Source organism: Telluribacter sp. (genome assembly GCF_035998675.1).
Classification (GTDB): domain Bacteria; phylum Bacteroidota; class Bacteroidia; order Cytophagales; family Spirosomataceae; genus Telluribacter.
Window position 1 is genome coordinate 130,791 of the sequence record NZ_DASYHI010000008.1, and the last position, 24,727, is coordinate 155,517.

19 protein-coding genes are annotated in these 24,727 nt (G+C 49.4%); 12 read left to right on the forward strand and 7 right to left on the reverse strand.

All coding sequences use genetic code 11. The features are described from left to right. Nucleotides 1-163: 163 nt before the first annotated feature. Genes VGN67_RS03755 through VGN67_RS03765 form a run of 3 tightly spaced genes read left to right on the forward strand, consistent with a single transcriptional unit; the run spans nucleotide 164 to nucleotide 1,025 of the window. On the forward strand, nucleotides 164-385 hold the full coding sequence (locus VGN67_RS03755; RefSeq protein WP_327485431.1) for a hypothetical protein: 222 nt from the start codon (nucleotides 164-166) through the stop codon (nucleotides 383-385). Nucleotides 386-434: 49 nt separating this feature from the next. Next, entirely contained in the window at nucleotides 435-893 is a 459-nt protein-coding gene (locus VGN67_RS03760; RefSeq protein WP_327485432.1) for a hypothetical protein, read from the forward strand. Nucleotides 894-896: 3 nt separating this feature from the next. Next, complete coding sequence (locus VGN67_RS03765; RefSeq protein WP_327485433.1) at nucleotides 897-1,025, forward strand: hypothetical protein; 129 nt, start codon at nucleotides 897-899, stop codon at nucleotides 1,023-1,025. 114 nt (nucleotides 1,026-1,139) lie between these two features. Here VGN67_RS03765 and VGN67_RS03770 read toward each other — a convergent pair whose 3' ends face one another. From VGN67_RS03770 to VGN67_RS03785, 4 genes are all read right to left on the reverse strand, one after another. Beyond that, nucleotides 1,140-6,461 (reverse strand): MopE-related protein, encoded by a 5,322-nt coding sequence (locus VGN67_RS03770; RefSeq protein ID WP_327485434.1) that lies wholly within the window; start codon nucleotides 6,459-6,461, stop codon nucleotides 1,140-1,142. A gap of 212 nt (nucleotides 6,462-6,673) precedes the next feature. After that, nucleotides 6,674-9,766, reverse strand: a complete 3,093-nt coding sequence (locus tag VGN67_RS03775) for a sensor histidine kinase (protein ID WP_327485435.1) — start codon at nucleotides 9,764-9,766, stop codon at nucleotides 6,674-6,676. A 285-nt stretch (nucleotides 9,767-10,051) separates the two neighbouring features. Beyond that, the gene (locus VGN67_RS03780; protein ID WP_327485436.1) at nucleotides 10,052-10,699 is read right to left on the reverse strand and encodes a response regulator transcription factor; all 648 of its coding nucleotides are present in this window, start codon (nucleotides 10,697-10,699) and stop codon (nucleotides 10,052-10,054) included. Continuing rightward, nucleotides 10,653-13,811, reverse strand: coding sequence for a sensor histidine kinase (locus tag VGN67_RS03785; protein WP_327485437.1), 3,159 nt, complete (start codon nucleotides 13,809-13,811; stop codon nucleotides 10,653-10,655). Before VGN67_RS03785 ends, VGN67_RS03780 begins: the two co-directional genes overlap by 47 nt. A gap of 343 nt (nucleotides 13,812-14,154) precedes the next feature. Between VGN67_RS03785 and VGN67_RS03790 the strand changes: the two genes are divergently transcribed. Further along, nucleotides 14,155-15,039 carry a nuclear transport factor 2 family protein gene (locus tag VGN67_RS03790; protein ID WP_327485438.1) on the forward strand — a complete coding sequence of 295 codons (885 nt, stop codon included), beginning with the start codon at nucleotides 14,155-14,157 and terminating at the stop codon, nucleotides 15,037-15,039. An 87-nt stretch (nucleotides 15,040-15,126) separates the two neighbouring features. Here the strand turns inward: VGN67_RS03790 and VGN67_RS03795 are convergent, their stop codons facing one another. Next, nucleotides 15,127-15,480: a LytTR family transcriptional regulator DNA-binding domain-containing protein gene (locus VGN67_RS03795; RefSeq protein WP_327485439.1), complete on the reverse strand. Its 354-nt coding sequence runs from the start codon at nucleotides 15,478-15,480 to the stop codon at nucleotides 15,127-15,129. Between the two features lie 148 nt (nucleotides 15,481-15,628). After that, a complete protein-coding gene (locus VGN67_RS03800) occupies nucleotides 15,629-18,877 on the reverse strand; it encodes a sensor histidine kinase (protein WP_327485440.1) in 3,249 nt (1,082 codons plus the stop codon). 247 nt (nucleotides 18,878-19,124) lie between these two features. On the opposite strand from VGN67_RS03800, the gene VGN67_RS03805 reads away from it, so the two are divergent. The 8 genes from VGN67_RS03805 (at nucleotide 19,125) to VGN67_RS03835 (ending at nucleotide 23,255) form a co-directional block, all read left to right on the forward strand. Then, the gene (locus tag VGN67_RS03805; protein WP_327485441.1) at nucleotides 19,125-19,571 is read left to right on the forward strand and encodes a hypothetical protein; all 447 of its coding nucleotides are present in this window, start codon (nucleotides 19,125-19,127) and stop codon (nucleotides 19,569-19,571) included. A gap of 147 nt (nucleotides 19,572-19,718) precedes the next feature. Beyond that, on the forward strand, nucleotides 19,719-19,889 hold the full coding sequence (locus tag VGN67_RS03810) for a DUF1059 domain-containing protein (RefSeq protein WP_327485442.1): 171 nt from the start codon (nucleotides 19,719-19,721) through the stop codon (nucleotides 19,887-19,889). 171 nt (nucleotides 19,890-20,060) lie between these two features. Then, entirely contained in the window at nucleotides 20,061-20,420 is a 360-nt protein-coding gene (locus VGN67_RS03815) for a DsrE family protein (protein WP_327485443.1), read from the forward strand. Between the two features lie 46 nt (nucleotides 20,421-20,466). After that, complete coding sequence (locus tag VGN67_RS03820; RefSeq protein ID WP_327485444.1) at nucleotides 20,467-21,054, forward strand: DinB family protein; 588 nt, start codon at nucleotides 20,467-20,469, stop codon at nucleotides 21,052-21,054. 36 nt (nucleotides 21,055-21,090) lie between these two features. Beyond that, nucleotides 21,091-21,654, forward strand: a complete 564-nt coding sequence (locus VGN67_RS03825; RefSeq protein ID WP_327485445.1) for a DinB family protein — start codon at nucleotides 21,091-21,093, stop codon at nucleotides 21,652-21,654. Nucleotides 21,655-22,024: 370 nt separating this feature from the next. Then, on the forward strand, nucleotides 22,025-22,333 hold the full coding sequence (locus tag VGN67_RS03830) for a transposase (protein WP_327485446.1): 309 nt from the start codon (nucleotides 22,025-22,027) through the stop codon (nucleotides 22,331-22,333). A 65-nt stretch (nucleotides 22,334-22,398) separates the two neighbouring features. Continuing rightward, a complete protein-coding gene (locus VGN67_RS24480) occupies nucleotides 22,399-22,641 on the forward strand; it encodes an IS3 family transposase (RefSeq protein WP_414717286.1) in 243 nt (80 codons plus the stop codon). Between the two features lie 101 nt (nucleotides 22,642-22,742). Further along, on the forward strand, nucleotides 22,743-23,255 hold the full coding sequence (locus VGN67_RS03835; protein ID WP_327485447.1) for a DDE-type integrase/transposase/recombinase: 513 nt from the start codon (nucleotides 22,743-22,745) through the stop codon (nucleotides 23,253-23,255). Between the two features lie 445 nt (nucleotides 23,256-23,700). Here the strand turns inward: VGN67_RS03835 and VGN67_RS03840 are convergent, their stop codons facing one another. Then, the gene (locus VGN67_RS03840; protein WP_327485448.1) at nucleotides 23,701-24,213 is read right to left on the reverse strand and encodes a hypothetical protein; all 513 of its coding nucleotides are present in this window, start codon (nucleotides 24,211-24,213) and stop codon (nucleotides 23,701-23,703) included. Between the last annotated feature and the right edge of the window lie 514 nt (nucleotides 24,214-24,727).

Here is a 24,727-nt window from a genome sequence, read left to right on the forward strand (position 1 = left end):
TACAAAATTATACTTTTGTCCTTTCATGTGAGCAAGGTCATTACAAATTTGATGTAGAGTTGATAAGTAGGATAGAGAAAGCTGAATCGCATCCAATATTCCATTCGCTCATTTCTGTTCAAATGACCCTCTCAAAATACTCAACGAACCATACCATTTACTGATGAACCTGACAAAAGAAAACGGAGAGATATGTTCCCTGTCATACCTCTACCAGACTTATGGAGAAGATGCTTTGCAGCCCTGCCGGATAGTGACGGATGAGCGGGACGATGAACTGATAACGGTTCCCAAGATCAGGGCGCAGATGTCCGTTGACGAGTGGTTCGGGCTTCCTCAGGAGTTCAGACTATTTGTATTGAAAGCCTTCTACCAAAGCCTGTAAAAGGTCCTGCCTGTACATACTGATCTAGTAACTCTTCCCGCAAGCGATCATGAACCACCCCATCAATTTTATTGACAACGACAAGGTTGAAATCTTCAATCAGTTGCATGCACATCAGGTACGCTATCTGGCCTTTGGTAGCTTTTCTATCAACGCTTATGAACAGGCCAGGACCGACAGTACTATAAAATTGTGGGTGGATCCAGCCCCGGATAACATGGATAGACTCAACAAGGCACTACACGAATCAGGGCAGAAGCCGCTTACTACCGACTTCAATCCCGAATCGAGAAGAGCATTGAAAACAAGCAGGGTGGAGTCCCAACGAGACATAAGGGGTAAAATCAGTACTGAGCATCGCTACTATCTAAGCGATTTGCTACTTACGCCCTGGGAATTCAACCAGGCCGTAAGCAGCCACAGGGGCATTGAAAATCAACTCCACTGGATGATGGATGTCGTTTTCCTGGAAGATGTTCAGCGTACCAAAACGGAGAATGCCCCGTAAAACATGGAAACGGTGCGAAAAATAGCCTTACAACTTCTCAATCAGGTCAATGACAAAGAAAGCATCAAGAACCTAAGAAAAATGGCAGGTTGGAATGACCAGTACCTAATCAAGATGGTCAGCAAAATTTAAATGCGTTTAACTTGCTTCACAACACTAAGTTCGGAAGGTTTCCCCTTTTTTACACCACCCCTAAACTCCGGGATGACTCATGTTTCTTCATTAATATTCTAACCTCTTTACTACTTACTGTTTTATCAACTTCCGGACCTGACTTTGTTCGGTTGTATTTACCCTTAACAGGAGTAGCCCCGCCGGGGCATGTGTCAGATCAAGTTGCTCGGTATGCTGCTGGTTCTGTATTTTCAACTCCTGTTCAACAAGGATTCTTCCGCTTTGGTCCAATACCTGGAGTTGTACCTGCTTTTGAGCTGCCCCCTGAATCAAGACTTTCACAGTACTGGTAACGGTAGGGTTGGGAAATACTTCTACCACTAAGGGAAGTAGCTCTCCGTCTACAGAAGCGGCTAATCGGGCACCGGATGCAGTACTTACCGTGAGTATACAGGCCGTAGAAGTAATAATGCCACAGTCACCGGAAACTTCACATCTGTAAGTTCCACTGTCTTTTTCTTTCAGCTTGTCCAGCAGTAAAGTAGGTGAAGTTTGCCCACCAATTTTCTTGCCATCCAGGTACCACTGGTATTTCAGGTTGGTGCCCGACGCAACAACCGTCAGGGTAGCCGAAGAGCCAGGTGTGCGGGCCAGAGTTGCAGGTGGCTGGGTGGTAATGACAGTAGGTTGCTTTAGGCTAAGTTCAAAAGGAGTTGATGTAGCTGTTCCGCAGTCTCCCGTTATGACACAGTAGTACTTACCAGTTTGAGAAGGTTGTACATTCGTTAGAGAAAGGGTAGCCGAAGTCTGTCCTGCTACCGGGCTACCCGCGGATGACTCACCCCAGTACCATTGGTACTTAAGGTTCCCTCCCACTGCTGTTACAGATGCAGTGGCGATACTACCGGGACAGGCCAACAGACTGGCCATGGGCTGGGTGGTAATAGCTGTAACAGGGCTGACACTGAGGATATAGTCCGTGGAGGTGACGCTACCACAGGGGCTGGTGACGGCGCAGGCGTACGTACCGGCGTCTTTGCTCTGAATGCCGCTGAGGGTGAGCGTAGCAGTTGTCTGGCCATTTAGTTTTTTACCGTCTTTGAGCCATTGGTACTGCAGATTAGTACCAACCACGACTATACTGACCGTGATGCTGGTACCCACACAAGCGGTGGCGTAGGCGGGCGGTTGAGTAGTGAAGCTTATGCCCTGGCCTTCGTCAGTCTGACCATTGCAGTTGTTGTCCTTGCCGTCGCACAGTTCGGGGGCACCGGGGTAAATGGTGTTGTCCCCATCATTACAATCTCCCGCCTGTGCCACATAGCCTGTTGGGGCTGAGCAGGCCAGTACCGTAGTAGTGGCATTGCCAAAGCCATCCCCGTCGGCATCGGCGTAGAAGGTCTGCTGTACGCCTTCATCTACTTCTCCATTACAGTTGTTGTCCTTACCATCACAGAGCTCGGGTGCACTGGGGTACATGGTATTGTCCCCATCGTTGCAGTCCCCTGCTTTTTCTACATAACCAGACCGAACCTCACAGGCTTGAATTGTAACGGCTTCATTACCCCAGCCATCGCCGTCCGCATCGGCATAATAGGTGGTCGCAGGGGTGATAGTAACTAGTCCTTCAATGGGCGCAGAAGAAATTGCTTCAGCATTATTGGTAACTACCAGTGTAAAATTGCCAGTAAAAGTGGCGGGATCAATGCTGACGGTGATGGTGCCCGAAGTACCCGTGAGACTACCGGTTTGGTTGGCGCTAATACCGGTGCCGGTGACGGTGTACTGATCCAGACTATTGGTAGTAGCCGTATAGGGGATCTCAAAAGAAGTAGCTCCCTGACAGATAGCGGGGACAGTACCCAGGGTAATGGTGGGAATTGGACGATTTTTGATCTCAACCTCGGCGACATTTCGACAGCCAAATAGGTTTATAACGGTAACCTGATAGATTCCAGGTTGATCTACCGTAGCCGTATTGTTTTCTTTAGATACAATGCCCGGTCCATTAAACTCATATGTATAGCTATAATCGAGAGTAGCCGTAAGAGTTACCGTTGGGGAAGCATTACTCAGATCACCACTTTTAGTCAGGATGAGTTCAGGCAAAGCAGTGCGATCCAGGATTTCTACGGAGGCCGTACGGATACAACCATTGGCCCAGGTCACCGTCACTGTGTACGTACCAGCCGCGGCCACACTGGCAAAAGCCGAGGTGTTTTCAATTCCTGAATAGGCAACAAAAGGTCCGGCAAAGGCGTAGTTTGTAACTTCGGACGATGATGCCGGATAGACCTTCAATTCCGCATTTATAGAATTACAGGTAATATCTCCGGTGGAGAAGAAGTCTAGCGTTGGAGCGGTTGTTTGCTGCACGGAGGCTTCTCCTGTCATAATCAGAAGGCAAGAGCCAGCACTAGCCTTTACAGAATAAACCCCGGTTTCTTTAACCTTACCAAAATCCAGGTTGTTGCCCGTGCCCTCCATAGCAGTGCCAACAGCCTGGCCATCGCGGTAAAGCTGGTAGGTTACACCCGTTTGGGATCCATCAAGGCCAACTGATACTCCGGGACCATCGGCACAAAAGCTACCACCACCAGTAACAGTAAAGGCAGCCGGACCAGATTCCACTACAATATCGGCTTTATTATCGCAGCCGTAATAGTTGGTAACCGTTACCGAATAGCTACCAGGTTGGTCCACCACAATAGAGCCGGATCTGTTGTCATACAGACCAACGCCAGGACCAGCGAACATATAGGTAGTAAGTAGTTCATTAGGGTCGTGCACTACCGACAGGGTTACAGAAGTGTTGCCACAGCCCAGGTCACCGCTCTTGGTTAGTGTAATGACGGGTAGATCTTTGCGATCCAAAACTTCAATGCTAGCCGTGCCGATACATCCGTTAGCCCAGGTAACACTAACAGAATAAGTGCCAGCCTTACTCACACCTGCAAGAGCAGAATAATTGTCATAGCCAAAATTATGATGATCGACCTGGGGACCACTAAATTGATAGTTAACTATTTTAGTTTGAAATGTGCTAACCGCTTCAATGCCGACTGAATAAATGTTACAGCCTAACTCTCCATGCTGCATAAGACTAAGACCCGGTGGAGTTGATTGCTCAACGGAAACGGCTCCCGTCATAGCTTGTACACAAGTCCCGGACGTAGCCTGAACGGTATAATTTCCTGGTAGAGTAAATGTGCCAAAGCTGAAGGCGCTACCTGTACCCTCCATGGCGGTTCCAATAGCCCCCCCATCGCGGTAAAGCCGATAGGTTACACCGGTTTGGGAGCCGTCCAAGCCTACTTCAACGCCTGAGCCACCTACGCAAAAATTTCCACCCCCGGTAACTGTAAAGGCAGAAGGGCCAGATTCTACAAGAATTTCAGCCGTATTCTGACAGCCTCGGCTGTTAGTGACAAGGACTGAGTAAGTACCTGGTTGATTCACGTCGATTGAACCAATATTTCTATTATAAAGCTCGGGCAAACCAGGACCAGAGAAATCATAGGTAGCGTCTGACTCTGGAAACTCTACGTTTAATTTGACGGAGGTGTTACCGCAGCCCAGGTCACCGCTCTTGGTAAATTGGAACTCAGGGAAGGCTCGGAATTCCTGTACTTCATGAGTGGCTGAACCGGTGCAGCCGTTGGCCCAGGTGACTGTAACCGAATAAAGGCCAGCAGCAGAAACGGAAGTAAAAGCAGAGTAGTCACTGAAGGTCTGGTAGCCTACAGCGGGTCCACTGAATATACTGTTACTGATCTTGCTCGAATATCCGTAGGAAGTAACACTAAGAGGTACCTCCGGGTGTTTACAGTCAATGCCGGGCCCCTCCGGAGTGATACTAATGGTTGGCGCGGTAGTTTGCGTTACGGTAGCCACCGTTGAGTAGGCAGCAGCACAACTGCCGCTGGTAAGCTTAGCGCGGTAGTAAACCGTTTGGGAAAGGGGACCAGTATTGAGGCTGGTGCCAGTGGCTTCTGGTATATCACTCCAACTACTATTGTCAGTGGAGCTTTGCCACTGAATGCTACCGCTTTGGCCACTAAGGCTGATAGTAGTACCCGTACCAGAGCAGACCGCGGCTTCCGTTGCGGTGGCGGTACCACCCACAGAAGCGGGAGAAACGGTAACCGTTCCAGCTATAGGATCAGAGGAAGTACCAGTACTGATGTTAGTGACTACAAGCGAAAAACTGCCAGTAAAGTTGGCAGGCTCAATGCTAACGGTAAAAGTACCCGAAGTCCCCATGAGGCTACCAGTTTGGTTTGCGCTGACTCCGGTGCCGGTGACGGTGTACCGATCCGGATTATTGGTAGTAGCCGTATAGGGGATCTCAAAAGAAGTAGCTCCCTGACAGATAGCGGGGAGAGTACCTAGGGTAACAGTGGGAGCGCTGATAGATGAAGTATTATTGATACGAGCAACTCTGTTCCTTCCGGTGCTGTTATAAGAGACAAAATCTCCTCCAAGCAAGATCTTTCCGTCACTTTGTAGGGCTAAGGTGTGAATAGAACTATTAGCTCCCGTCCCGGGGTTGAACCCTGTATCCAGACTTCCTCCAGCGTTCAAGCGTGCAATTCTGTTCCTTGCGGTGCCATTGTAGCTAGTAAATTCCCCTCCAATCACAACCTTTCCGTCACTTTGTATGGTTAGGGCATTAATGAAAACGTTTGGTCCTGTTGCTCCTGTTCCGGGGTTAAACCCTGTATCCAGACTTCCATCAACATTTAGACGTACTATTCTGTTCCTTGCGGTGCCGTTGTAGGTTGTAAAGTATCCCCCTATCATAATCTTTCCGTCACTTTGTACGGCAAGGGTGTAAATAATACTGTTAGCTCCCGTCCCGGGGTTGAAGCTTAGGTCCAGACTTCCATCCGCATTCAGGCGTGCAATTCTGTTCCTTGCTGTGCCATTGTAGCTAGTAAATTCCCCTCCAATCACAATCTTTCCGTCACTTTGTATGGCTAGGGTGCGAACGGCACCAGCAGCACCAGGGGCGGGATTGAAGCTCGGATCCAGACTTCCGTCAGCGTTCAATCGGGCAACATTGTTATAATAAGTGCCGTTGTAAGAGCCAAACTCTCCCCCTATCAGAATCCTACCGTCACTTTGTACAACTAGGGTGTAAACACTGCCATTAGCTCCCGTTCCGGGATTGAAGCTTGCATCCAGAGTCCCGTCAGCGTTCAGACGAGCTATATTATTCCTGCCTATGCCGTTATAAGTAGAAAATTGCCCTCCTATCAAAATCTTACCGTTGCTTTGTACGGCAATGGCTTGAACGATGCCATTAAATCCATCACCAAAGTTAAATCCAACATCAGTGGGGTTGAAGCTGGCATCAATGGACTGGGCGCTGGCATCAAAGGAAAAACTTGCGAGCAAGGCCATCAGGCATAAGCAGTACCTGATGTGGATAGAGAGGAGACGTGTAGACATAAAATAGGATGTTAGTAATGGTTAAGAGAGCTAAAGGATGTAAAGTCTCCGCAAAAGTAGAGCAGTCGGTACCAGCCCGGCAATACCCCAAAAGGGGTATTCTTAGGAATGATTACCTATGATAATCAGCAGGTTTGATATATTTTAGAATACACACGTACTTCACACCCAACTCTATGGAACTGTCTTTCCTTTTCTTGGAGCAGCTACCATCAGCTATGCGAGTGGTCGTTCCACGGCTTTCCCTCCCAATCATGGGAGGCCCTGTTGAGAGGTACTTCCAGCGTAACGGTAGTGCCCCGGGCTCCGGTGTCTACCCGGAGCCGGCCGTGCAGGTAGTCTACCCGCGAGCGGATGTTCCTCAGGCCAATGCCGGCGCTCCCCCGGTCCTGTGGGTACCCTTTGCCATCGTCCTCAACGAGAAGCGTGAAGTGGTCAGGGTAATAAATAAGCTGCACCGTTACCTGGCTGGCGCGGGCGTGTTTGATGGTGTTGTTGATCAGTTCCAGCACGATGCGGTAAAGGGTGAGCCCGGTTTCCTGGTCCAGGCGTTGCTCCGGTCCGTAGGTGATGAAGTGGAACTTCAACCCGCTGCTGGCCTGCGCCCGCTGGACCGTTTCCCGGAGCGACTCGGTCAGCCCCAGCTTATTGAATTCGGGAGGCATGAGGTTGTGGGAGATCAGCCGCAGGTCTCGGATGGCCTTTTCCATCAGCCCGATGGGCCGGTTCAGTCCCCTGGACTCCGGCTGCACCGACTCGAGCTGTCCCTTAATGGCCGAGAGCGTAGCGCCCAGGTCATCGTGCAGGTCAGCGGCCAGGCGCTGTCGCTCTTCTTCCTGCGCCTGCAGCACACGCTGCATCTCCCGGCGCTGGCGGTTGAGCCGGCTTTGGGTGTAGAGGCGGAGTCCTAACCAGGCAGCACCCATCAGGCCAACGAACAGCAGCAGCCTAAACCACCACGTCCGCCACCAGGGAGGATGGATGATGATAGCTAGCTTTGCTCCCTGCTCGTTCCAGTAACCGTCACTGTTGGATGCCTTGACGCGGAAGGTATAGCGGCCGGGTGGGAGGCTGGTGTAGCTGGCCAGGCGGCGCGTACCGCTGTAAACCCAGTCCTTGTCTACTCCTTCCAGTTGAAATGCGTACTGGTTTTTAAGAGGTACATCGTAGCTGAGGGCCACAAACTCAAAGGAAAGAAAGTTCTGATCGTAAGGAAGTTCAAGCTGATCCGGCGGTAGCTCGCGGCGTTTACGCATCACCGACAGGCCGCTTATAAAAACGGCCGGTGGGGTAGTGTTATCTCTGAGGCTATCGGGGTAGAAGGCCATGAAGCCATTCCGGGTACCGAACAGGAGTTTATTCTGGTGTCGGTAGGCAGCGCGTGAATTGAATTCATTGTCCGGCAGGCCATCTTGTATATCATAGGAGCGGAAGGCTTTAGTGGTGGGGGTAAACCAGCACAGGCCGTTGGCCGTACCCATCCATAGGTTTTCCCTCCGGTCGCCCAGGATACTCAAAATACGGTTACTTGGCAGACCATCCAGGGTTGTGTAAAAGGTAAATGTACCGGTACGGGGATCCAGTTTATTCAGGCCTCCGTGTCCGGTTCCGGCCCAAATCATTCCCACTTCATCCTCATACAGACAGTGTACCTCCTTGTCACTAAGGGTGTTTGTTGAGGACCCAGAGCCGGGCAGGTAGTGGGTGAAGCGGCCCGTCCGCGGATTAAGCCGGTTAATACCTCCTCCTCCGGTGGCTATGTAAATGGACCCATCACGGCTGGGAAGTATGTCGTACAGGAAGGGGCTGTTCAGGCTTTTCTCCCCTTTTTCATTGTAAGGATAATAGACAATTTGCGAACGCTCGGGACTAAAAGCAGCAATCACGGCCGAGTCGCCCGCACTGGTGCTGGCGAGCCAGAGGGTGCCATCCTGCCCCTCCGCCATTCGTCGTACCGAAAAAGGGACTTTATAGCGTATAAATCGGGCTGTAACGTAGTCGTACCTGTACAAGCCTAACTGTGCCCCAATCCAGAGGCGGTTCTGCCGGTCCTGCATCAGGCTCCACACGGCCCGGTTGTTCGGAGAGTCCGGTACGGACGGATCAACCCGGACCTGTTTTACCTGTTTCGTTTTGGGATCAAACTGGTAGAGTCCGTTCTGGAAGCTGCCGTCCATGCTGCCGGCATTACTGCCTAACCAGATAGTACCGGTATGGTCTTCGAGCAGGGTATTGATGTAGTTGTTGTTCAGGCTAATGGAAGAACCAGTAGGGATAATCTGGTAGGTGTGGAACTGTTTACTATTGGCAGATGCCTTGTTGACACCACTGTTGGTTCCTACCCAGAGGTTCCCCAGGCGGTCCTGGTACAGCGACTGAATATTATTGTTGCTAAGTGTACCGGGCAGGGCAGGATTAGACTCGTAGGTAATGACCTGGTCTGTTTTTGGATCTATACGTTGTAGTCCTTCTCCGGTTGCCAGCCAGATGTTCCCCTGCTTACCCGAGATAATACCATTGTACCGGATGGCCTTAGTTAGCTTGCCCTGAGGATTATAGCGCTGAAATTGCGGGGAACTGTGGCGGGTATCCAGCCGCCATACGCCCCCGTTCAGGCTACCCGCCCACAGTACCCCCTGCGCATCCAGGTGCAGGGAGGATATAAAGGGTTGATTGCTCAGAGAATGGTCCAGCACGACCGGTGTAAATTTACCAGTGGCACGTTCGAACCGGTGCACCCCCTGTAGCCCGCCTACCCACAGCCTTCCCGCCGGATCTTCGGTTAGGGCCGTCAGGTACTTTTGGGTAGGGTAGAGGGTATAATGTCTGGTTTCGGGGTCAAAGCAGGCCAGGCCATTGCCGGTGGCCAGCCACAGGCAATTCCCGGCATCATCCAGTATGGTAAACAGGGTGTTCCAGTAGGCATCCTGTTTGTGAACGATGGGGTAGGCAGTAACTATGCCGGTTCGCTTGTTCACCAGGTGCAGCCCCCCGCCCAGTGTAGCTACCCACAGTTTGCCCTTCCGGTCCTCCATGATGTCGGTGATAATGCTGTGGTGGAAGGTATGCTTTGGATCGCGTGGATCAGGCTTGTATACCGTAAAGGTATACCCGTCGTAGCGGTTCAGGCCGTTGTGGGTACCAAACCACAGGAAGCCTTCGCGGTCCTGGTAAATACTCCGGACGGTACTCTGGGAAAGGCCCAGCTGGGTAGACAGGTGCTCAAAGTGGAGGTCAGTCTGGGCGCTGCATAAAGTAGCCCAAACCAGGAGAAATAACAGTGCTGGTAACGGTGTTACCTTCATAGTGTGGACAAATTATTTCTGAGGATGCTTCAAAAGTAGGAAGCGGCTTTTTGAAAAGGAATACCCTAAACAGGGTATTTTGCAGAGGACTCACTATTCCTGACCAATACAATGTAGTGCCCTGTAAGAGCTTTTATAGGAAGTAGAAAGCTAATCAAAAGCCCGACTTGCGTGGCTGATCGAGCCTGATAGTTTGGTAGGTACCTGGCCGGACGCCAGGCACATCAGATAGAACCAGGGTCGGCCGAGACACCGGCCAGGGGCAGAGAGGTAGTAAATTATCTGCTACAGCCCATGCTCGTTGGCAAAGTTGACGAGTTCCGCCACGCTCTTGATGTCGAGCTTGTAGTAGATGTTTTTGCGGTGGGTCTTCACGGTCTCCTCCGATAGAAAAAGCCGCTCGGCTATCTCGTGCGTTGAGACACCCTGTTTGATCAGACTGATGATCTGGGTTTCGCGGGGGGAGAGCTTGTAGCACTTGATAAACTCGTCCTCCTCGTGCAGGGCACCCCCATTGCCGTATACCTTCTCATCGAAGTACCGCTCACCTGCCATTACCCGCTGCAGGCAGTGGACCAGCTCCTGCTGGGAGGCGCTTTTGAGGAGGTAGCCCGCTACGCCCAGGTCTTTGAGGTCACTGACAAACTTCTGGTAGCTGTACATGGAGATGATTACCACCCGTACCTGCGGAAACTCCCGTACTACCTGCCGGGCTATGTCGATGCCGTTGCGGCCGGGCAGGTTGATGTCCAGGAGTAGTATGTCGGGTTGTAAGGTGTGAACGGCCGGTACTACCTCTGTGCCCGAGTACACCTGGTTTAAGACCCGGAAGGGGCTCCCTTCGTAGGTAAGTAAGTTTCGGAGTCCATCGTTAAATAGCTGATGATCATCCGCTATTAGTAGGGTGGTGGTGCGGTTTGAGCTGTTGATCATTGTGTGGTTTGGTAAGGGGGACTTCCAGGGTAACGGTGGTGCCGCGCTCACCGCTATCAACCCAAAGCCGCCCGCCCAGATAATCTACCCGCGAACGAATGTTACGCAGGCCAATGCCTGAACTCTGTTTCCCTTTGGGGTAGCCCCGGCCGTTATCTTCGACCAGTAAAGTGACATTTTCGGGATAAAAAATCAACTGTACCGTTACCTGGCTGGCTTTGGCGTGTTTGATGGTGTTATTGATCAGCTCCAGCACAATGCGGTAGATGGTCAGCTCGGTGGGGTGGTCCAGGCGCTGCTCCTTTCCGTAGCTGATAAACAGGCAGTGCAAGCCCGAACTGGCCTGCAGGCGCTGGGTCGTCTCACGAAGAGCCTCTGTGAGCCCCAGGGTCATGAACTCGGGGGGCATCAGGTTGTGGGAGATGAGCCGCAGGTCGCGGATGGCTTTGTCCATCAGAGCAATGGGTTTACCTGGGCCATCCTGAGAGATTTGACCAGATTCCAGTTGTCCCTTGATGGCGGAGAGGGTAGCGCCCAGGTCATCGTGCAGGTCAGCGGCCAGGCGCTGGCGTTCTTCTTCCTGCGCCTGTAGCACGCGCTGCATGTCCTGACGCTGTCGAAGCAGGCGGCTACGGGTGTAGAAGCGGATGGCAACGAAGGCCATCCCCAACAGGCTCATTAGGAGCAGCAGCCGGAACCACCACGTCTGCCAGAAAGGTGGGTGTACCCGAATCATTAGCGTTTTCTCTGTCCATACTCCTTGGCTGCTGGCCGCTTTTACCCGGAACACATACCGACCCGGAGGTACCTGGTAGTAGGAGGCGGTAAGTTCAACGGTAGCCTGGCGCCAATCTGTATCGTAGTTTTCCAGCATGAAGTAAAGCCGGTTGTGCTCGGGATCGGCGAAGTGAATACCGGCCATGTCAATAGCAAATACATTCTGATCATGCTCCAGACTTACTTCCTTATCCGGTTCCATGGCTACGTTAGGCCCTCCATCCTCCTTTGCAGACCTATTTATCAATCGAAAACCGGAAAAGACGATCTGGGGAGGGCGGGAATTGGTCCGAATAGACGGGGGATGAATGGTGTAAAAGCCCGCTTTGTCTCCCAGGAAGAGATGCCCGCTGCTACCGCTATGCAGGGCCAGTCGGCTGAAAGCTTTTGGATCCAAACCAATTTCGACCCCATACCTTTCTTTCAGGTTTCCTGCTTTGTCGAGTTGTAACACCCCCTCCGTTGTACTTATCCAGAGATTATCCTGTTGGTCTTTTTTTATGCCCAAAACCCCCGTCAGTATATGCTTGCCCGTAGTGGGGTCTTTGTATTTGACAAAGTCATCCCGGGCAGGGTCGTACACATGAAGTCCGTAGCCGTAGGAGCCAGCCCAGATTCTTCCCTTAGCATCTTCTTGTATAGCCGTTATGTAAGGACTGCTAATTAGGTAGTGCTTAAATGCACCGGTGGCCCGGTCAATCCTGTTTACCCCCTCTTCTGCCCACGCCCCAATCCAGAAGTTTCCTTTCCGGTCTTCGTAAATAGTCGAAACAGAGTTTATAACTTCATTCTCTATGTCTAGAGGGTTTTTCCGGATGCGGGTAAAAGTGCCCTTCTTCTGATCCATTTTGCACAGCCCTCCTTTTTCGGTACCTACCCAAAGGGTACCTGCATTGTCTTCAAAAAGGGAAAGTACGGCTCCTTCACCCAGGCTGGTAGCTACTTTGGGAGCATGGGCAAAATGGGTAAAGGTCTTCGTATTGGAGTCTCTTCGCCACAGGCCATTTCTGGCACCAATCCACAGGGTGCCTTTTCGGTCCTCTATAAGAGCCCATACGGGCTCCCTGAGCAAACTGACCGGCAGCGCAGCCATCAGGTCTTTCTTTTCCCTACTATATCGGTCATACAGCCTGAGGCCTTTAGTGGTGGCAGCCCACCGGGTACCCGAGGCATCCTCAAATACGTGCTGTACCGCGGCTCCGGTAGATTGGTAGGGGAAGCTCACCCGCAAGGGATCGGTGCGGTATAGGTTTCCAAAGAGGGTGCCAATCCAGAGCACTCCCTCCCGGGATGTGAAGGCCGTCCAGGCGCTGTTGTCATCCAGCCCGATTGTGTTTTTACTGGTACTGGTATGGTGCGTCACTTTTCCTGACTTTGGGTCGTAGCGGCTAACCCCACTGCCATAGGTGCCGATCCAGACAGCTCCCGTGGCATCTTCGTGGATAAAGGTTATACCATCTTCGTTGTTGCCGATAATGGGGGAACGGCTTAGCTTATCGGGTTGAAGCGGATTATAACGGTGGCGGGTAAAGGTACCCTTTTTCCGATCTAAGGTATGGAGACCATCGCCAAGAGTACCTACCCAGAAATTTCCCCGGCTATCCTCGTAAATAGCTCTGACTTTATTGTCGACCAGGCTGTGCGGATCGTTGGGATTGTGCAGATAGCGGGTAAAGGTACCGGCAGTTGAATTAAAACGATTAAGACCGCCCTCGCCAGGCTTTGTCTCCCAGGGGCTACCGGTACCTATCCATAGTGTACCCTGCCGGTCCTCGTACAGGGCTCGTACATGGTCATGGCTTAGACTGCCCGGGTCTCTGGGATTATGTCGGTACCGGGTAAAGGTGTCGCTCCCGGGCTCGAAACGATGAAGTCCGCCGTGCGTACCTACCCACAGCCTGCCCTTCCGGTCTTCCAGGATTGCCGTTACCGTATTATCACTTAGGCCCCTGGTATCTTTTGTATCGTGAGTAAAATGGGTAAAGGTTTTTGTTGCCGGATCAAACCGGTCCAAGCCGTTCTGATACATACCAATCCAGATGGTGCCGTCCCTGGCGATACAGATAGACTCAGTTCGGTTAGCAGCCAGCGAGTTCTTATTAGCCGGGTCATGGTAGTATGAAACGTAGTTATATCCGTCGTAGCGGTGCAGACCATCCATGGTAGCCAGCCACACGAAGCCCTGCTTATCCTGTGCTATCCCCGCAATACCGCCCGAAAGTACTTCCGGTGGAAGTACCACCTTCGTTAGTACCGGTTGCTGGCCTGCTACCCGAACACCAGCCAACAGCAGCACAAGAAGGTGGAAAAGACGGAGGAAGAAGGTACTTGTCATAATAGCAAACAGAAAGAAGTCAGAGTTGGATAAAGCATAAAATAAGCATCTGATACCGAAAGCAGCCCTCTTAAAGTTGCCTTCGTTCATGCACATTTCAAAAAGGACAGGCTTTACAAAACTACATGTTGTTTAGCTGGTTAAGAATACCCCTTTTGGGGTATTGTAGGTACCTGATTATTACTGGAATTTTACACTACCAACAGGGCTCCAAAGCACCTTTGAAGCAGAAGCTGATTTTAGTTAAAGCTTCTTATTCAGCTTTTTACTTATTGAGGCTGTTGTGAAAGATTCTGTTAAAGGTAGTGTAGGAATTCAAAAACCATTTTAACCAGTTCAATGTATGAAAACCACTTTTATCGCACTAGGTATGCTCCTGGCCTCTCTTGGAGTACAGGCACAAACGTTTAAGGCCTCGGAAGTTGAGGCCGTGGATGATCAGATTTACCAGGCCTTGCGTACCGGCGACGTGAATGGACTGGTCAAAAACATGGCCAGCGATGCCATCCTATACGGTACCGACCCTAAAGACTACTGGCCACTGGCTGTATTCAGAAAGAAATTGGAAGAGGATAAAAAGAATAACAGCCTGCACACGGATGTAAAGACGCTCTCCCGGGAGATAAAGCCTATGGCGGGAGGGAAGGTAGCCGTAGTGACCAAGCAGGCCATGTGGCCTTTTTCCAAGGCGCCGGTGCGGGAGGTTTCCGTTTATGAAAATACCAACGGATGGAAACTCAAGAGCATGTCGCTGAGTTTGCTGCTGCCGGATGAGCGCCTGCCGGAGTTGAATGGGATGGTAACTCTACCATCAGGTAGCACTTCAGCTTCCGGGGGTGGTTCTGCTCCAAAAATGCGGGCCGGGCAGGATGATCCAATGGCAATTTGGATTTACCATGTAAAACCAGAAAAGCGGCAGCAATTTGAAGGGCATATGGAGAAGTTTTGGAAGGCAGGGGACAGTGCTCTCAAATCCGGAAAAATGACCGGTGCCCAGGCTGATGCCTACCAAAAGGTGCGGGTGCAGTACCCTTCCAGGGCTAACGAGGATGGCACTCTGACGTATGTCTTTATGGCTGATCCCTTTATGCCGTCGGCCAATTATGAAATGGAAGATTTCCTTCGACTTACCCTTTCGGAAGAGGAGGTTAAAAGTTTTGAGAATGGGTTCGCCGAATCCCTGGCCAGGCCCTATGAGGGGCTATACGTACAGCAGAAAAAGCATTGAGTTGACTGTTTCCCCGAGGCCGAAAAGTACATCGGCCTCGGGGAAATTAAAACAGGGGCCGTATTTCAGGAAGCTTGCACTGTCTGTTTAATGGTAGAGTTGCTTTCTAAGTAAATGCCATTTTACGGTTTTTACTTTGCGACGGGAAGGGGTTACCCTGCTTTGGTCATGAAGTAGCAGATCACCATCTTCCAGATGCTTCTGTACATGCATAAGGTTAATGGCTTCTTTTCGACTAATCCGTAATAAGGGAATGTGGACCTGCAAGGCTTCTTCTACAACCTTTAGAGTTCGTGATACTAAAAGTTGTCTGCCGTTGGCCTGATACACCAAAGTATAATTCCGCTGGGCTTCCAGCCGAATCACTTCCTGTGGGATAATGCTGGTAAAAGAACCAATGTAGACAAGAGTAGCTTCGTGTCTCTGGTTAAGTAGTCGCATGATTTTGGGTATTGTGTGGTGGTAATTTTATGGCTATAAAAGTAGTCCACGCCATTATTGACAACAATACCACAAAAGGGGTATTTTAAGAGTAGAATAAATAGCGGCCCAAAGTTTTTCTCCGCTGTTATTCATGAAGTTAGCTAAATTAAGGTACTCGATTATTTAAAAGATTTACAGGCATCAATTGCTGAACCACAACCTGCCGAATGGGTACTTCCAGGGTAACGGTGGTGCCTCTTTCTCCTGTATCAACCCAAAGCTGCCCGCCCAGGTAGTCAACCCGTGAGCGAATGTTACGCAGGCCAATGCCTGAACTCTGTTTCCCTTTGGGGTAGCCCCGTCCGTTATCTTCGACCAGTAAAGTGACATTTTCGGGATAAAAAATTAACTGTACCGTTACCTGACTGGCTTTGGCGTGTTTGATGGTGTTATTGATCAGCTCCAATATGATGCGGTAAATGGTTAGCTCGGTGGGGTGGTCCAGGCGTTGCTCTTTGCCGTAGCTGATGAAGAGGCAGCGCAAGCCCGAACTGGCCTGTAGGCGCTGGGTCGTCTCACGAAGAGCCTCTGTGAGCCCCAGGGTCATGAACTCGGGGGGCATCAGGTTGTGGGAGATCAGCCGCAGGTCGCGGATGGCTTTGTCCATCAGCCCGATGGGCCGCATTAGCTCATGCGTCTGACCGGGTACTGACTCGAGTTGTCCCTTAATAGCGGAAAGGGTAGCCCCCAGGTCATCGTGCAGGTCAGCGGCCAGGCGCTGGCGCTCTTCTTCCTGCGCCTGCAGCACGCGCTGCATGTCCTGACGCTGTCGAAGCATGCGGCTACGGGTGTAGAAGCGGATGGCAACGAAGGCCAGCCCCAACAGGCTCATGAGGAGCAGCAGCCGGAACCACCACGTCTGCCAGAAAGGGGGGTGAATGGTGACTGCTATACTCTTTTCAGTCCAGCCCGAGTCGTTAGTACCGGCTTTTACCCGAAATATATACTCGCCCGGCGGAATGTTGTAAAAATTGGCCCTATGTTCCGTACTGGCTGCTCTCCATTCAGGCTCATAGTTTTCTAAATAAAAAGAGTATTGTATTTGTTCTGTCTGGGAGTAATCGAAGGCTACAAAATCGAACGAAAAAGTATTTTGATTATAATCAAGTTGTATGGATTTAGCTGTATTGACTGGTTCCTGAAGTGGACTGTGTGGACCAGCAATGACTCGCTTGTTAGCAACAGATAGCTGAGATAGCAGCAGGGGAACGGAATTTTTCCTCATTGCCAGCAACAATTTAGGATCCAGCTTATAGTACCCTTGTCTTCCCCCGAAGAGTAAATAACCATTACTACTCTTGAAAGCAGAGGCAAAGTAAGGGCTGCTTGATCCTTTAAATCCATACATGGAACCAAAAAACTGGACCGTATTCCTTAAAGAGTTAACACAATAAAAACCCTGGGAGGTAGCTATCCATAGGTTTCGGTCATCGTCTTCAACAAAGCTGGCCACACTCGAGAGTTCTATTCCGAGCTCAGGATCCATAAATGGTAGGAACTGATTTTTCTGCTGGTCATATTGCAGCAAACGTCCCTGCCCTGTCACTACCCAGAGAGTCCCCGAAGCAACTTCTCCCAGCTGAACAATATGTTCATTTATAAGGTAGTGCGAAAAATTTCCGCTTCTCCGATCCATTCGGTTCAGGCCATGGGAGGTACCCACCCAAAACTGCCCGGTATGGTCTTCAAATGCACATGTACCTATACCAGGAGTAATTGACGTACTTTTCCGGGGGATATGCTGGTAATTTATAAATTGTCCTGTCTGTCGGTTCAGCTTTGAAAGCCCATTGGCTGTGAGAACCCATAAGCTACCATCACGGTCTTCGTAGGTACTCAGTACTGTAGTCGAACTTTTAACAGTTTTACTTACTATATCAGGGAGTTGATTTTGATCAAGTTCTTCTATCCGGTTTATGAGACTATTTTCTACTTTTGAAGGTCTTAGATAATTCAAGAACCGACCAGTCTTAGGCGAATATTGATAGAGACCAGCGTTCAGGGTACTGAACCAGTAGTATCCCTGACGGTCTTTTTTTATGTCCTGGATTTGATCCGTCAAGAGTGTTGTCTGCTGAGCAGCCTGTTGAAAAATAGAGAGCGAGTTGGTACTACCAATCGACTCATCTTTTAAACCTGCATAGGTACCTATCCAAAATTTACCGGGATCGTACTCGCAGAAGGTATTGATACCATTGATAGTTTTCACGTTAGCATTATGGAAAGGAATCGGCTCGTATTGAGGTATGCCCTTCATCAGAACCCCATCAGCTGACCCCAACCAAAGGACTCCATCCCGGGAAATGCAGGCAGACCATTGATTGTTTTCGACACGCTCGCTACCGCCTCCCTCATTTGCATCATAATGTTCTAAATGACCAGTGCGGGGATTATACCGGTTCAAACCTCCGTCATAAGCGCCGATCCATATATTTTCGGCCGCGTCTTCGGTTATAAAACTAACACCCCAACTGGCTTCTTCTCCCCTGATTTTAAGGTAGGGACGACTCAGTTTATCAGGGGTTAATGGATTGTAGTGGTGACGCGTAAACTTCCCTGTTTGCCGATCCATAGTATGTAGGCCATCGCCCCAGGTACCTACCCAAAGCGTACCCCGGCTGTCCTCAAATACGGCCCTGACCCTGTTATCATACAGACTGTTGGGGTCCTTTGGATCATGCATATAGCGGGTAAAGCGGCCTGTCCGGCGGTCCAGTTTGTTGAGACCGCCCTGATCTGGCGTTGTTGTGGAAGGTTCACCAGTACCTACCCAAATGGCTCCAGAGCGGTCTTCCCAAATAGAACGAACTTCGTTGAAACTCAAGCTATGAGGGTTATGGGGATTATGGGCATAGTGGGTAAAGCGGCCGGTATGGGGGTTCCGACTATAAAGACCATTATAAGTACCAATCCAGAGAGTACCATCGCGCCCTTCCCGGAGGACCGAGATATAATTCTCTTTATTATTTAATTCATGATCATTAGCCAACCGATAGCAACGAATTTTACCGGTAGCGGGATCTAAACGTTCCAGTCCCCATCCCGCGGTTCCCACCCATACGGATCCGTCGCGGCTTGGGCAAACGCTTTCAAGTTCATTATCGATATATGAGCCAGGTTCAGTCGGATTACGATAATAAGAATTCCACTCATAGCCATTGTACCGGTGAAGGCCAGTAGAAGTTGTCAGCCATAAATTGCCTTGCTGGTCCTGTTTTAGATCTGTGATCCAGCTTACATCTAAGTTTGGCGGCAAATGGACAGGGCTAAACTTAATGGATTGTGCCTCAAGCGGCAAGCGTACCAGGAGCAGCCATGTCAGAATTACCAGGATAAAGCAACGATTAGACTTCATGTGTAGTACTTTTTATTTAAATCGATGCCAGGACTCTTTTTTTTAAACAAAAGGAAAAGAGATGAATATCATTTCGCTACTTACCCTTAAATACTTAGGTTTCCTTTGTATAGTTTGGTCAAAAATAATGGCTTTGCGAGCAGTAAAAAATACCCCATTTGTGGTATTGTGTAGCTGGTTTGGTTATGGCACCTTTACATTGTATTAATAAAAGGACAACTTAACCATTTGTAAACATCCTTATCCTATGCTTCGTAATTCATTGATTCTGGTGATTCTAATGTTTGCCATAGGGCCTCCTTTCGCTCAAAAGCAGCCCCAAGTGCGAGAAATGGCCCGCTCTGGCCAACGGGTGAGAGTAGTTGCCTACCAAGTGCAAGCTAGTAAGCGTGATCAATATGAGCGCTTCGTACATGATATCTTTTGGCCGGGTGCCGCCAAATTGTCCCCAAAGGAGCAACAGGTGTTCCGCCAGACGCGGGTATTACATCCTACCAAAGTTAATCCTGATGGATCCTATACCTATACGTTTATCATGGATCCGGTCATTGAAGGAGCAGATTATAATATCGAGTCGCTAATGCACAAGATATATGGTAAAGAAAAAGGATCTCAATTCTACAAGCTGTTTGTAACAGCTCTTGTGCCTGGCGGCAAATATGTAGACTACATGCTGACGCAGTCGAAAGATTAGAAAAAACTGCTAAATTCTATCAATAGTTACCGTTTAACATTTTTTGGACTATCATACTACAATTCAGTATAAAAAGCCAGCTTCTTATTTGCCCATAAAAGATAGCATACTCTTATTTCATTCTTCAATCTTTAACCCCTTACTACCATGAAAGTACTACGCTGCCAGGATGTGGGCTTTGACTGCCCCGGTGTAATCAAAGCCGAAAATGAAGATCAGGTATTGCAAATGGCGGCCCAGCACGCCAGTCAGGTCCACCAGGTGCAGGTGACGCCCGAGATGGCTGAGCAGATCAGAACGCTTATTAAAGAAGAATAATCTCTATTTATTTAAACCGTAAAGTAGATGAAAGCAACTTGTATAGTGCTATGGCTGGCTTTGTCGACTGTCGTTGGACAGGCACAGACACTTGCCACTGCCAGGGGAAATACAACAATACTCCAATTAGAGGATGATAATAAAAGTAGAACTACAAACAAAGCTGAGAAAATGAAAATACTAGTACATATCACACATGGGCCGGAGGAGCCTACCCGGGCGGCGCTGGGCTTTCTGGTGGCCAAAGCAGCACTGGAAGAGGGGCATACGGTATCCCTGTTTCTGGCGGGGAATGCCGTGTTGTTACTCCGCGACCAGGACATGGGTGGGGTAGTGGGCGTAGGCACCGGCAACCTCAAAGAGCACTACGAGGCTATAGTGAAGAGCGGAGGGCGCTTCTACCTGTCGGGTATGTCGGCCAAAGCCAGGGGTATGACCGAGGACGACATTAAAGGAAAGCCCGCAGAATTTGCCATGCCGAAGGTGCTGGTTCAGCTTTCGGTGGATAGTGACCGGATGTTTACGTATTAGCAATGATCAGTTATCAGTGAACATTAATCAATGGATAATTGCATTTATGAGTAAATATACACGTCGTGATTTTGTGAAGAAAGGCACTGGTGCTTGTGCGGTTATGCCCACGCTGCTTGCCTCGCTACCGGCACTATCGAAGAATGCACCATTTTCTTTACAGGAAGTGAAGCTACTACAGGATTTGACGAATGCTCAGTACCAGGCGCTCTGGGGAAATCTGAAAGAAATTACCGAGCAGGAAGCGGACTGGAAGCCTAATCCGGAAGCCAATTCGGTACGCTGGGTAGTGGGACATCTGTGCTGGTTTGAGGAATGGGTAGCTGATGCCATCGAAAACAAGGGCCGGTACCTCACTGACAAAAGACCCTCTCTGGTAAAGGAGCCTACGCTGGAAGCTCTTAGAGCACGTTTTGAAGCAGTCCGTAGCCGGTCCCAGCGTATCATTAGTAACTTGACTCCCGAGGACTTGGCGCGGGAGGTGATCTTCGTAGGTAGTGTAAAGGTACCTGTTATTGCCTTGGTCCAGACGCAGCTTACGCATATGGCGGGCCACCGGTACCAGGTCAGGTACATTCGGGGGACGTATAGCAGGGTATTTCATACAAACAAAGCTGACTTTGATCCCTGGTGAGTCAACAGGTACTTTAATACCGTAACTTTCTAAATTATGACACCTATACCACACCTTATTGTTGCTATTGAAACGGCCAGAACTGATTTTCTTAGTGAGCTTTCCTCTGTTAGTTTGGGGCATGAGCACAGGAAGCCGGATCCGGCGACTTGGAGTACTTCGGAGGTTACCGAGCATCTGGTCTGGGCCGAGCAGGGAGGTATCCTGATGATGTGGAAGGCCGTGCAGGCCCATCAGCAGGGACAGGACTGGGAGGGAGAACGGGTTAACCAGTCCCTTTCCATCGAAGAAATAGTAGCCCGGACGTGGCGGCACGAAGCGGGACGGCCTAAAGAAGAAGCTCCTGCCAGCGCGGTTCCCCGTTTGGGCGGACCGCTGGCCTTCTGGTGTGCCGCGCTGTATTCGTGCCAGACGCTCCTGAGTGCACTGGAAAAAAAGCTGAAGGAAGTACCCGAGCCGGAGCTGGAAAAGATCATTTATCCCCACGTGATCATGGGACCGCTGAACATCGTACAGCGGCTGGAGTTTTTACGGTACCACCTGGACCACCACCGGGAGCAGGTCCGGAGAATTAAAGAAATGATGGGGCTACTTTACTAGCACTGGTGGGGCAACTGTTAGGTAGTAAGTTTCCGACTCTATAAAAGCCACCCAGGTCCGTATCCACAAGGAACCTTGGGCGCTTGATCATTGATTAGGCTATGGTCAAGTAGAAAATCCGCATTCGTTAAACCGTTACCGGGTGGCTTTGTTGGATGCGTTTTGAGGACCAACAACTAGCTGATGCTATGAAGAGGAATGACAGAGCAGAACCACCTCCCACTATTGTGTAGCAAATAGCTCATACAGCCGATGAGCTGCCAGGTCGATTTAAGCATCTCGGGAGCGAACTCGAACAGGCATAGCTCCAGCCTGATTGAGATGGTCTAGTTTTGATGGACACTTAACTTGCATAAACTAGCAAGTAGAGATGCAGCACAAAAATTCACAAAAAGGCAGAAGGAAGTACGATGCTTCCTTCAAGCAAGAAGTTGTTAACATGATTGCTGCTGGTCGGTCAGTAGCGGATATTGCTCGTTCATTGGGCATTGGAGAAAACATCATTTACCGCTGGCGAAGACAAGCCCTTGGCCGTGCGGATTCGGCTCCTTCTGAGTCCACATCCCCTTCGCAAGTTAGTTTATCGGAACACCTGGCCCTACAAAAGCAACTTCGGGAACTGGAAATGGAGCGAGAAATTTTAAAAAAAGCGTTGGGCATCTTCTCCCGGTCACAGTAAAGGATCGCTGTATGTTTATTAAAACATTCCAGCATCAATATCCCATCAAGCTCTTGTGCCGCCTCATGCAGATTAGCCGCAGTGCGTATTACGAGTACTTAAAGCCAAAAGTAAAAAATCCAGAAAAGCAGCAGGTGGAACAGCAGATTGTGGAAGTATTCAGGGCACATAAGCAGCGTTACGGCATCCGCAGGATTTGCGCGGAGCTAAAGGATAGGGGCCTCAGAGCTGGAAAGTACACATGTAGAAAGGTAATGAAACAGCATGGACTGAAAGCCATCCAGCGGCAGCGGCCGTCCGCCCCGTAGCTTTGTCCCTCGGACCACTCAGAGCAGGCATCCTTATCCTATTAGCTCTAATCTGCTACTGGAGCGTCAACCGCCTGTAAGACCTGATGAGGTATGGGTAGGTGATATCACCTATATTCCGCTTTCCCAGGGTAGATGGGCTTATCTGTCAGTGTGGATGGAGCGCACGGGCGCCCCCGTTATACTCCCGACGGATTGTGGGCTGGCAACTGGCCAGCCATATGCGGGAGGAACTGGTGATAACAGCATTACGAAAAGCACTTGCGACAAGAGATCTCAAAGCTGGGCTTATTGTACACTCTGATCGTGGGGGCCAATATGCAGGAGGTATGTTTCGTAAGCTGCTACTGAAAAGAAAAATAGCACAATCTATGAGCCGGGCCGATGATCCTTATGATAATGCATTCATGGAATCTTGCTTTAGCAGAATAAAAGCCGAATTGCTCGAGGATGGAATCTTTGACTGTATAGAAGATGCCCAAACAGAAATCTTTGAATATATTGAAATGTATTACAATACCAGCCGTAAACATTCAAGTCTGAACTACCAGAGTCCTATACAATATGAAAATCACTATTTTTATTCTTTAACTAAGCAAGTTTCGTGTCCATAATAACCAGTACACCTCACTTTACTATACCTAAGTAATTCGGGTTGCCGAGCAGGACCTGGGCATAGCTATTGAAAAAAAGTCGCCGCGGCTCGATTCGATACCAAGCAATCCAACTCTTGAAAATAAGGCGTCCGCATTCGTCGGATCTGAGGTTTTTTAGGTGTACTCGACAGACTTATTATAGTCATAAGAATAGAGAGCTTACTGCGGTGAAAAGGGTGGAGATTCCAGATGAGTAGTCAAAAGGCAGTATGAGAATTTATACATTCCCAGCTAGCTTTTCGCTGATTTACCTACTCCGCTAACGGTGAGGCCTCTGGCACTAATGAGCTATTTTGAGTACAAGAGGATCAATGCAAAGGCTAATTAACTTCTTTCTTCAAACATAGGCTTATTGTTTAGAGGAAGGGGATGTTTTATGCCCTTCCTGCTACTACCTGGTTAGCTATAACACTAGTTCAATACTTGTTTTTACATGCTCCCTCGCTCTGTTTCTCAATGAGCTGTTGGTCATAAGGGCATGCTCCTGTTTTTTCATAGATAGGCGAAACCAGTGGTGAGCAGGTATAAACCTATTTGAGTGAAGTTCTAAACGAATGAATATTTCTTCCGAAGGTTCACGATGACCAGAAAGTAACTGACTAAGCTTGGTTTTATGAATAGCAAGCTCAGAAGCTACTTCGTTTTTCTTTTTCTGCAAAAGCTCAATATAGGAGTTAAGGAAGTAGGCAAAGTTCTTCTTTGGATCATAGGTGTCTTGCCTGATACAGTCCTCCATCTGGACCTTCAACTGCAAGAGTTGACCATACAGCTTCTCTTGTTGTGAACGTTCAGCCACTCTTTTCTGACGAACATTCGCTAGTTGTTGATTGGCTGTACGGCGCTGCTCATCAGTCATGTGAGCCGGTACTATGAAGCCATCAACTAGTTCTTCAGGGGTTATTGTTTCCAGGTTCATAGTCAATATACGTTTGAATAAGCTGGTAAAGGTTAAGGCCTTCTATATAGAGCTGCATACCGGCACTAAGCATCCCGTACTTTTTTTTGTAATAGTTGATTAACCGGGTTTTAGGATTTAGAGATACACACGCATTATACCCATACTTCCCTACTGCTAAACGACACGCCCAGCTGATCAGACAACCCGCGATACGATCGTACAGTTTTTCTGTTCCAACGTTGTTATGTTGGCTGGCAATCAGATTGATCTCAATGCGGCTCTCTGAGGGAAAGTCTGTTAGTGACATAGCTCCTAACATCTCATTACTGTCTTCCAGACGCAGTTTCCACAGGTCAGTATCCTCAAAGTCTTTCCAGTTAAAAAAAAATCTCTTAGAATATGTTTTGGATTGAATAAAACCAATAAAAGGAGTCAGTCGTTAGCTTGTTGAATCTCACCTCAAACAAGCTAAATGAAAGAGAATTTCTCTGAAATGACTGACTCCTGCTGGCAATTTGTCGAAAAAATAATT

Coding starts and splice junctions, on each gene's coding strand:
- VGN67_RS03755 (WP_327485431.1), top strand. CDS start 164: ATGAACCTGACAAAAGAAAACGGAGAGATATGTTCCCTGTCATACCTC.
- VGN67_RS03760 (WP_327485432.1), top strand. CDS start 435: ATGAACCACCCCATCAATTTTATTGACAACGACAAGGTTGAAATCTTC.
- VGN67_RS03765 (WP_327485433.1), top strand. CDS start 897: ATGGAAACGGTGCGAAAAATAGCCTTACAACTTCTCAATCAGGTCAAT.
- VGN67_RS03770 (WP_327485434.1), bottom strand. CDS start 6,461: ATGTCTACACGTCTCCTCTCTATCCACATCAGGTACTGCTTATGCCTG.
- VGN67_RS03775 (WP_327485435.1), bottom strand. CDS start 9,766: ATGAAGGTAACACCGTTACCAGCACTGTTATTTCTCCTGGTTTGGGCT.
- VGN67_RS03780 (WP_327485436.1), bottom strand. CDS start 10,699: ATGATCAACAGCTCAAACCGCACCACCACCCTACTAATAGCGGATGAT.
- VGN67_RS03785 (WP_327485437.1), bottom strand. CDS start 13,811: ATGACAAGTACCTTCTTCCTCCGTCTTTTCCACCTTCTTGTGCTGCTG.
- VGN67_RS03790 (WP_327485438.1), top strand. CDS start 14,155: ATGAAAACCACTTTTATCGCACTAGGTATGCTCCTGGCCTCTCTTGGA.
- VGN67_RS03795 (WP_327485439.1), bottom strand. CDS start 15,480: ATGCGACTACTTAACCAGAGACACGAAGCTACTCTTGTCTACATTGGT.
- VGN67_RS03800 (WP_327485440.1), bottom strand. CDS start 18,877: ATGAAGTCTAATCGTTGCTTTATCCTGGTAATTCTGACATGGCTGCTC.
- VGN67_RS03805 (WP_327485441.1), top strand. CDS start 19,125: ATGCTTCGTAATTCATTGATTCTGGTGATTCTAATGTTTGCCATAGGG.
- VGN67_RS03810 (WP_327485442.1), top strand. CDS start 19,719: ATGAAAGTACTACGCTGCCAGGATGTGGGCTTTGACTGCCCCGGTGTA.
- VGN67_RS03815 (WP_327485443.1), top strand. CDS start 20,061: ATGAAAATACTAGTACATATCACACATGGGCCGGAGGAGCCTACCCGG.
- VGN67_RS03820 (WP_327485444.1), top strand. CDS start 20,467: ATGAGTAAATATACACGTCGTGATTTTGTGAAGAAAGGCACTGGTGCT.
- VGN67_RS03825 (WP_327485445.1), top strand. CDS start 21,091: ATGACACCTATACCACACCTTATTGTTGCTATTGAAACGGCCAGAACT.
- VGN67_RS03830 (WP_327485446.1), top strand. CDS start 22,025: ATGCAGCACAAAAATTCACAAAAAGGCAGAAGGAAGTACGATGCTTCC.
- VGN67_RS24480 (WP_414717286.1), top strand. CDS start 22,399: ATGCAGATTAGCCGCAGTGCGTATTACGAGTACTTAAAGCCAAAAGTA.
- VGN67_RS03840 (WP_327485448.1), bottom strand. CDS start 24,213: ATGAACCTGGAAACAATAACCCCTGAAGAACTAGTTGATGGCTTCATA.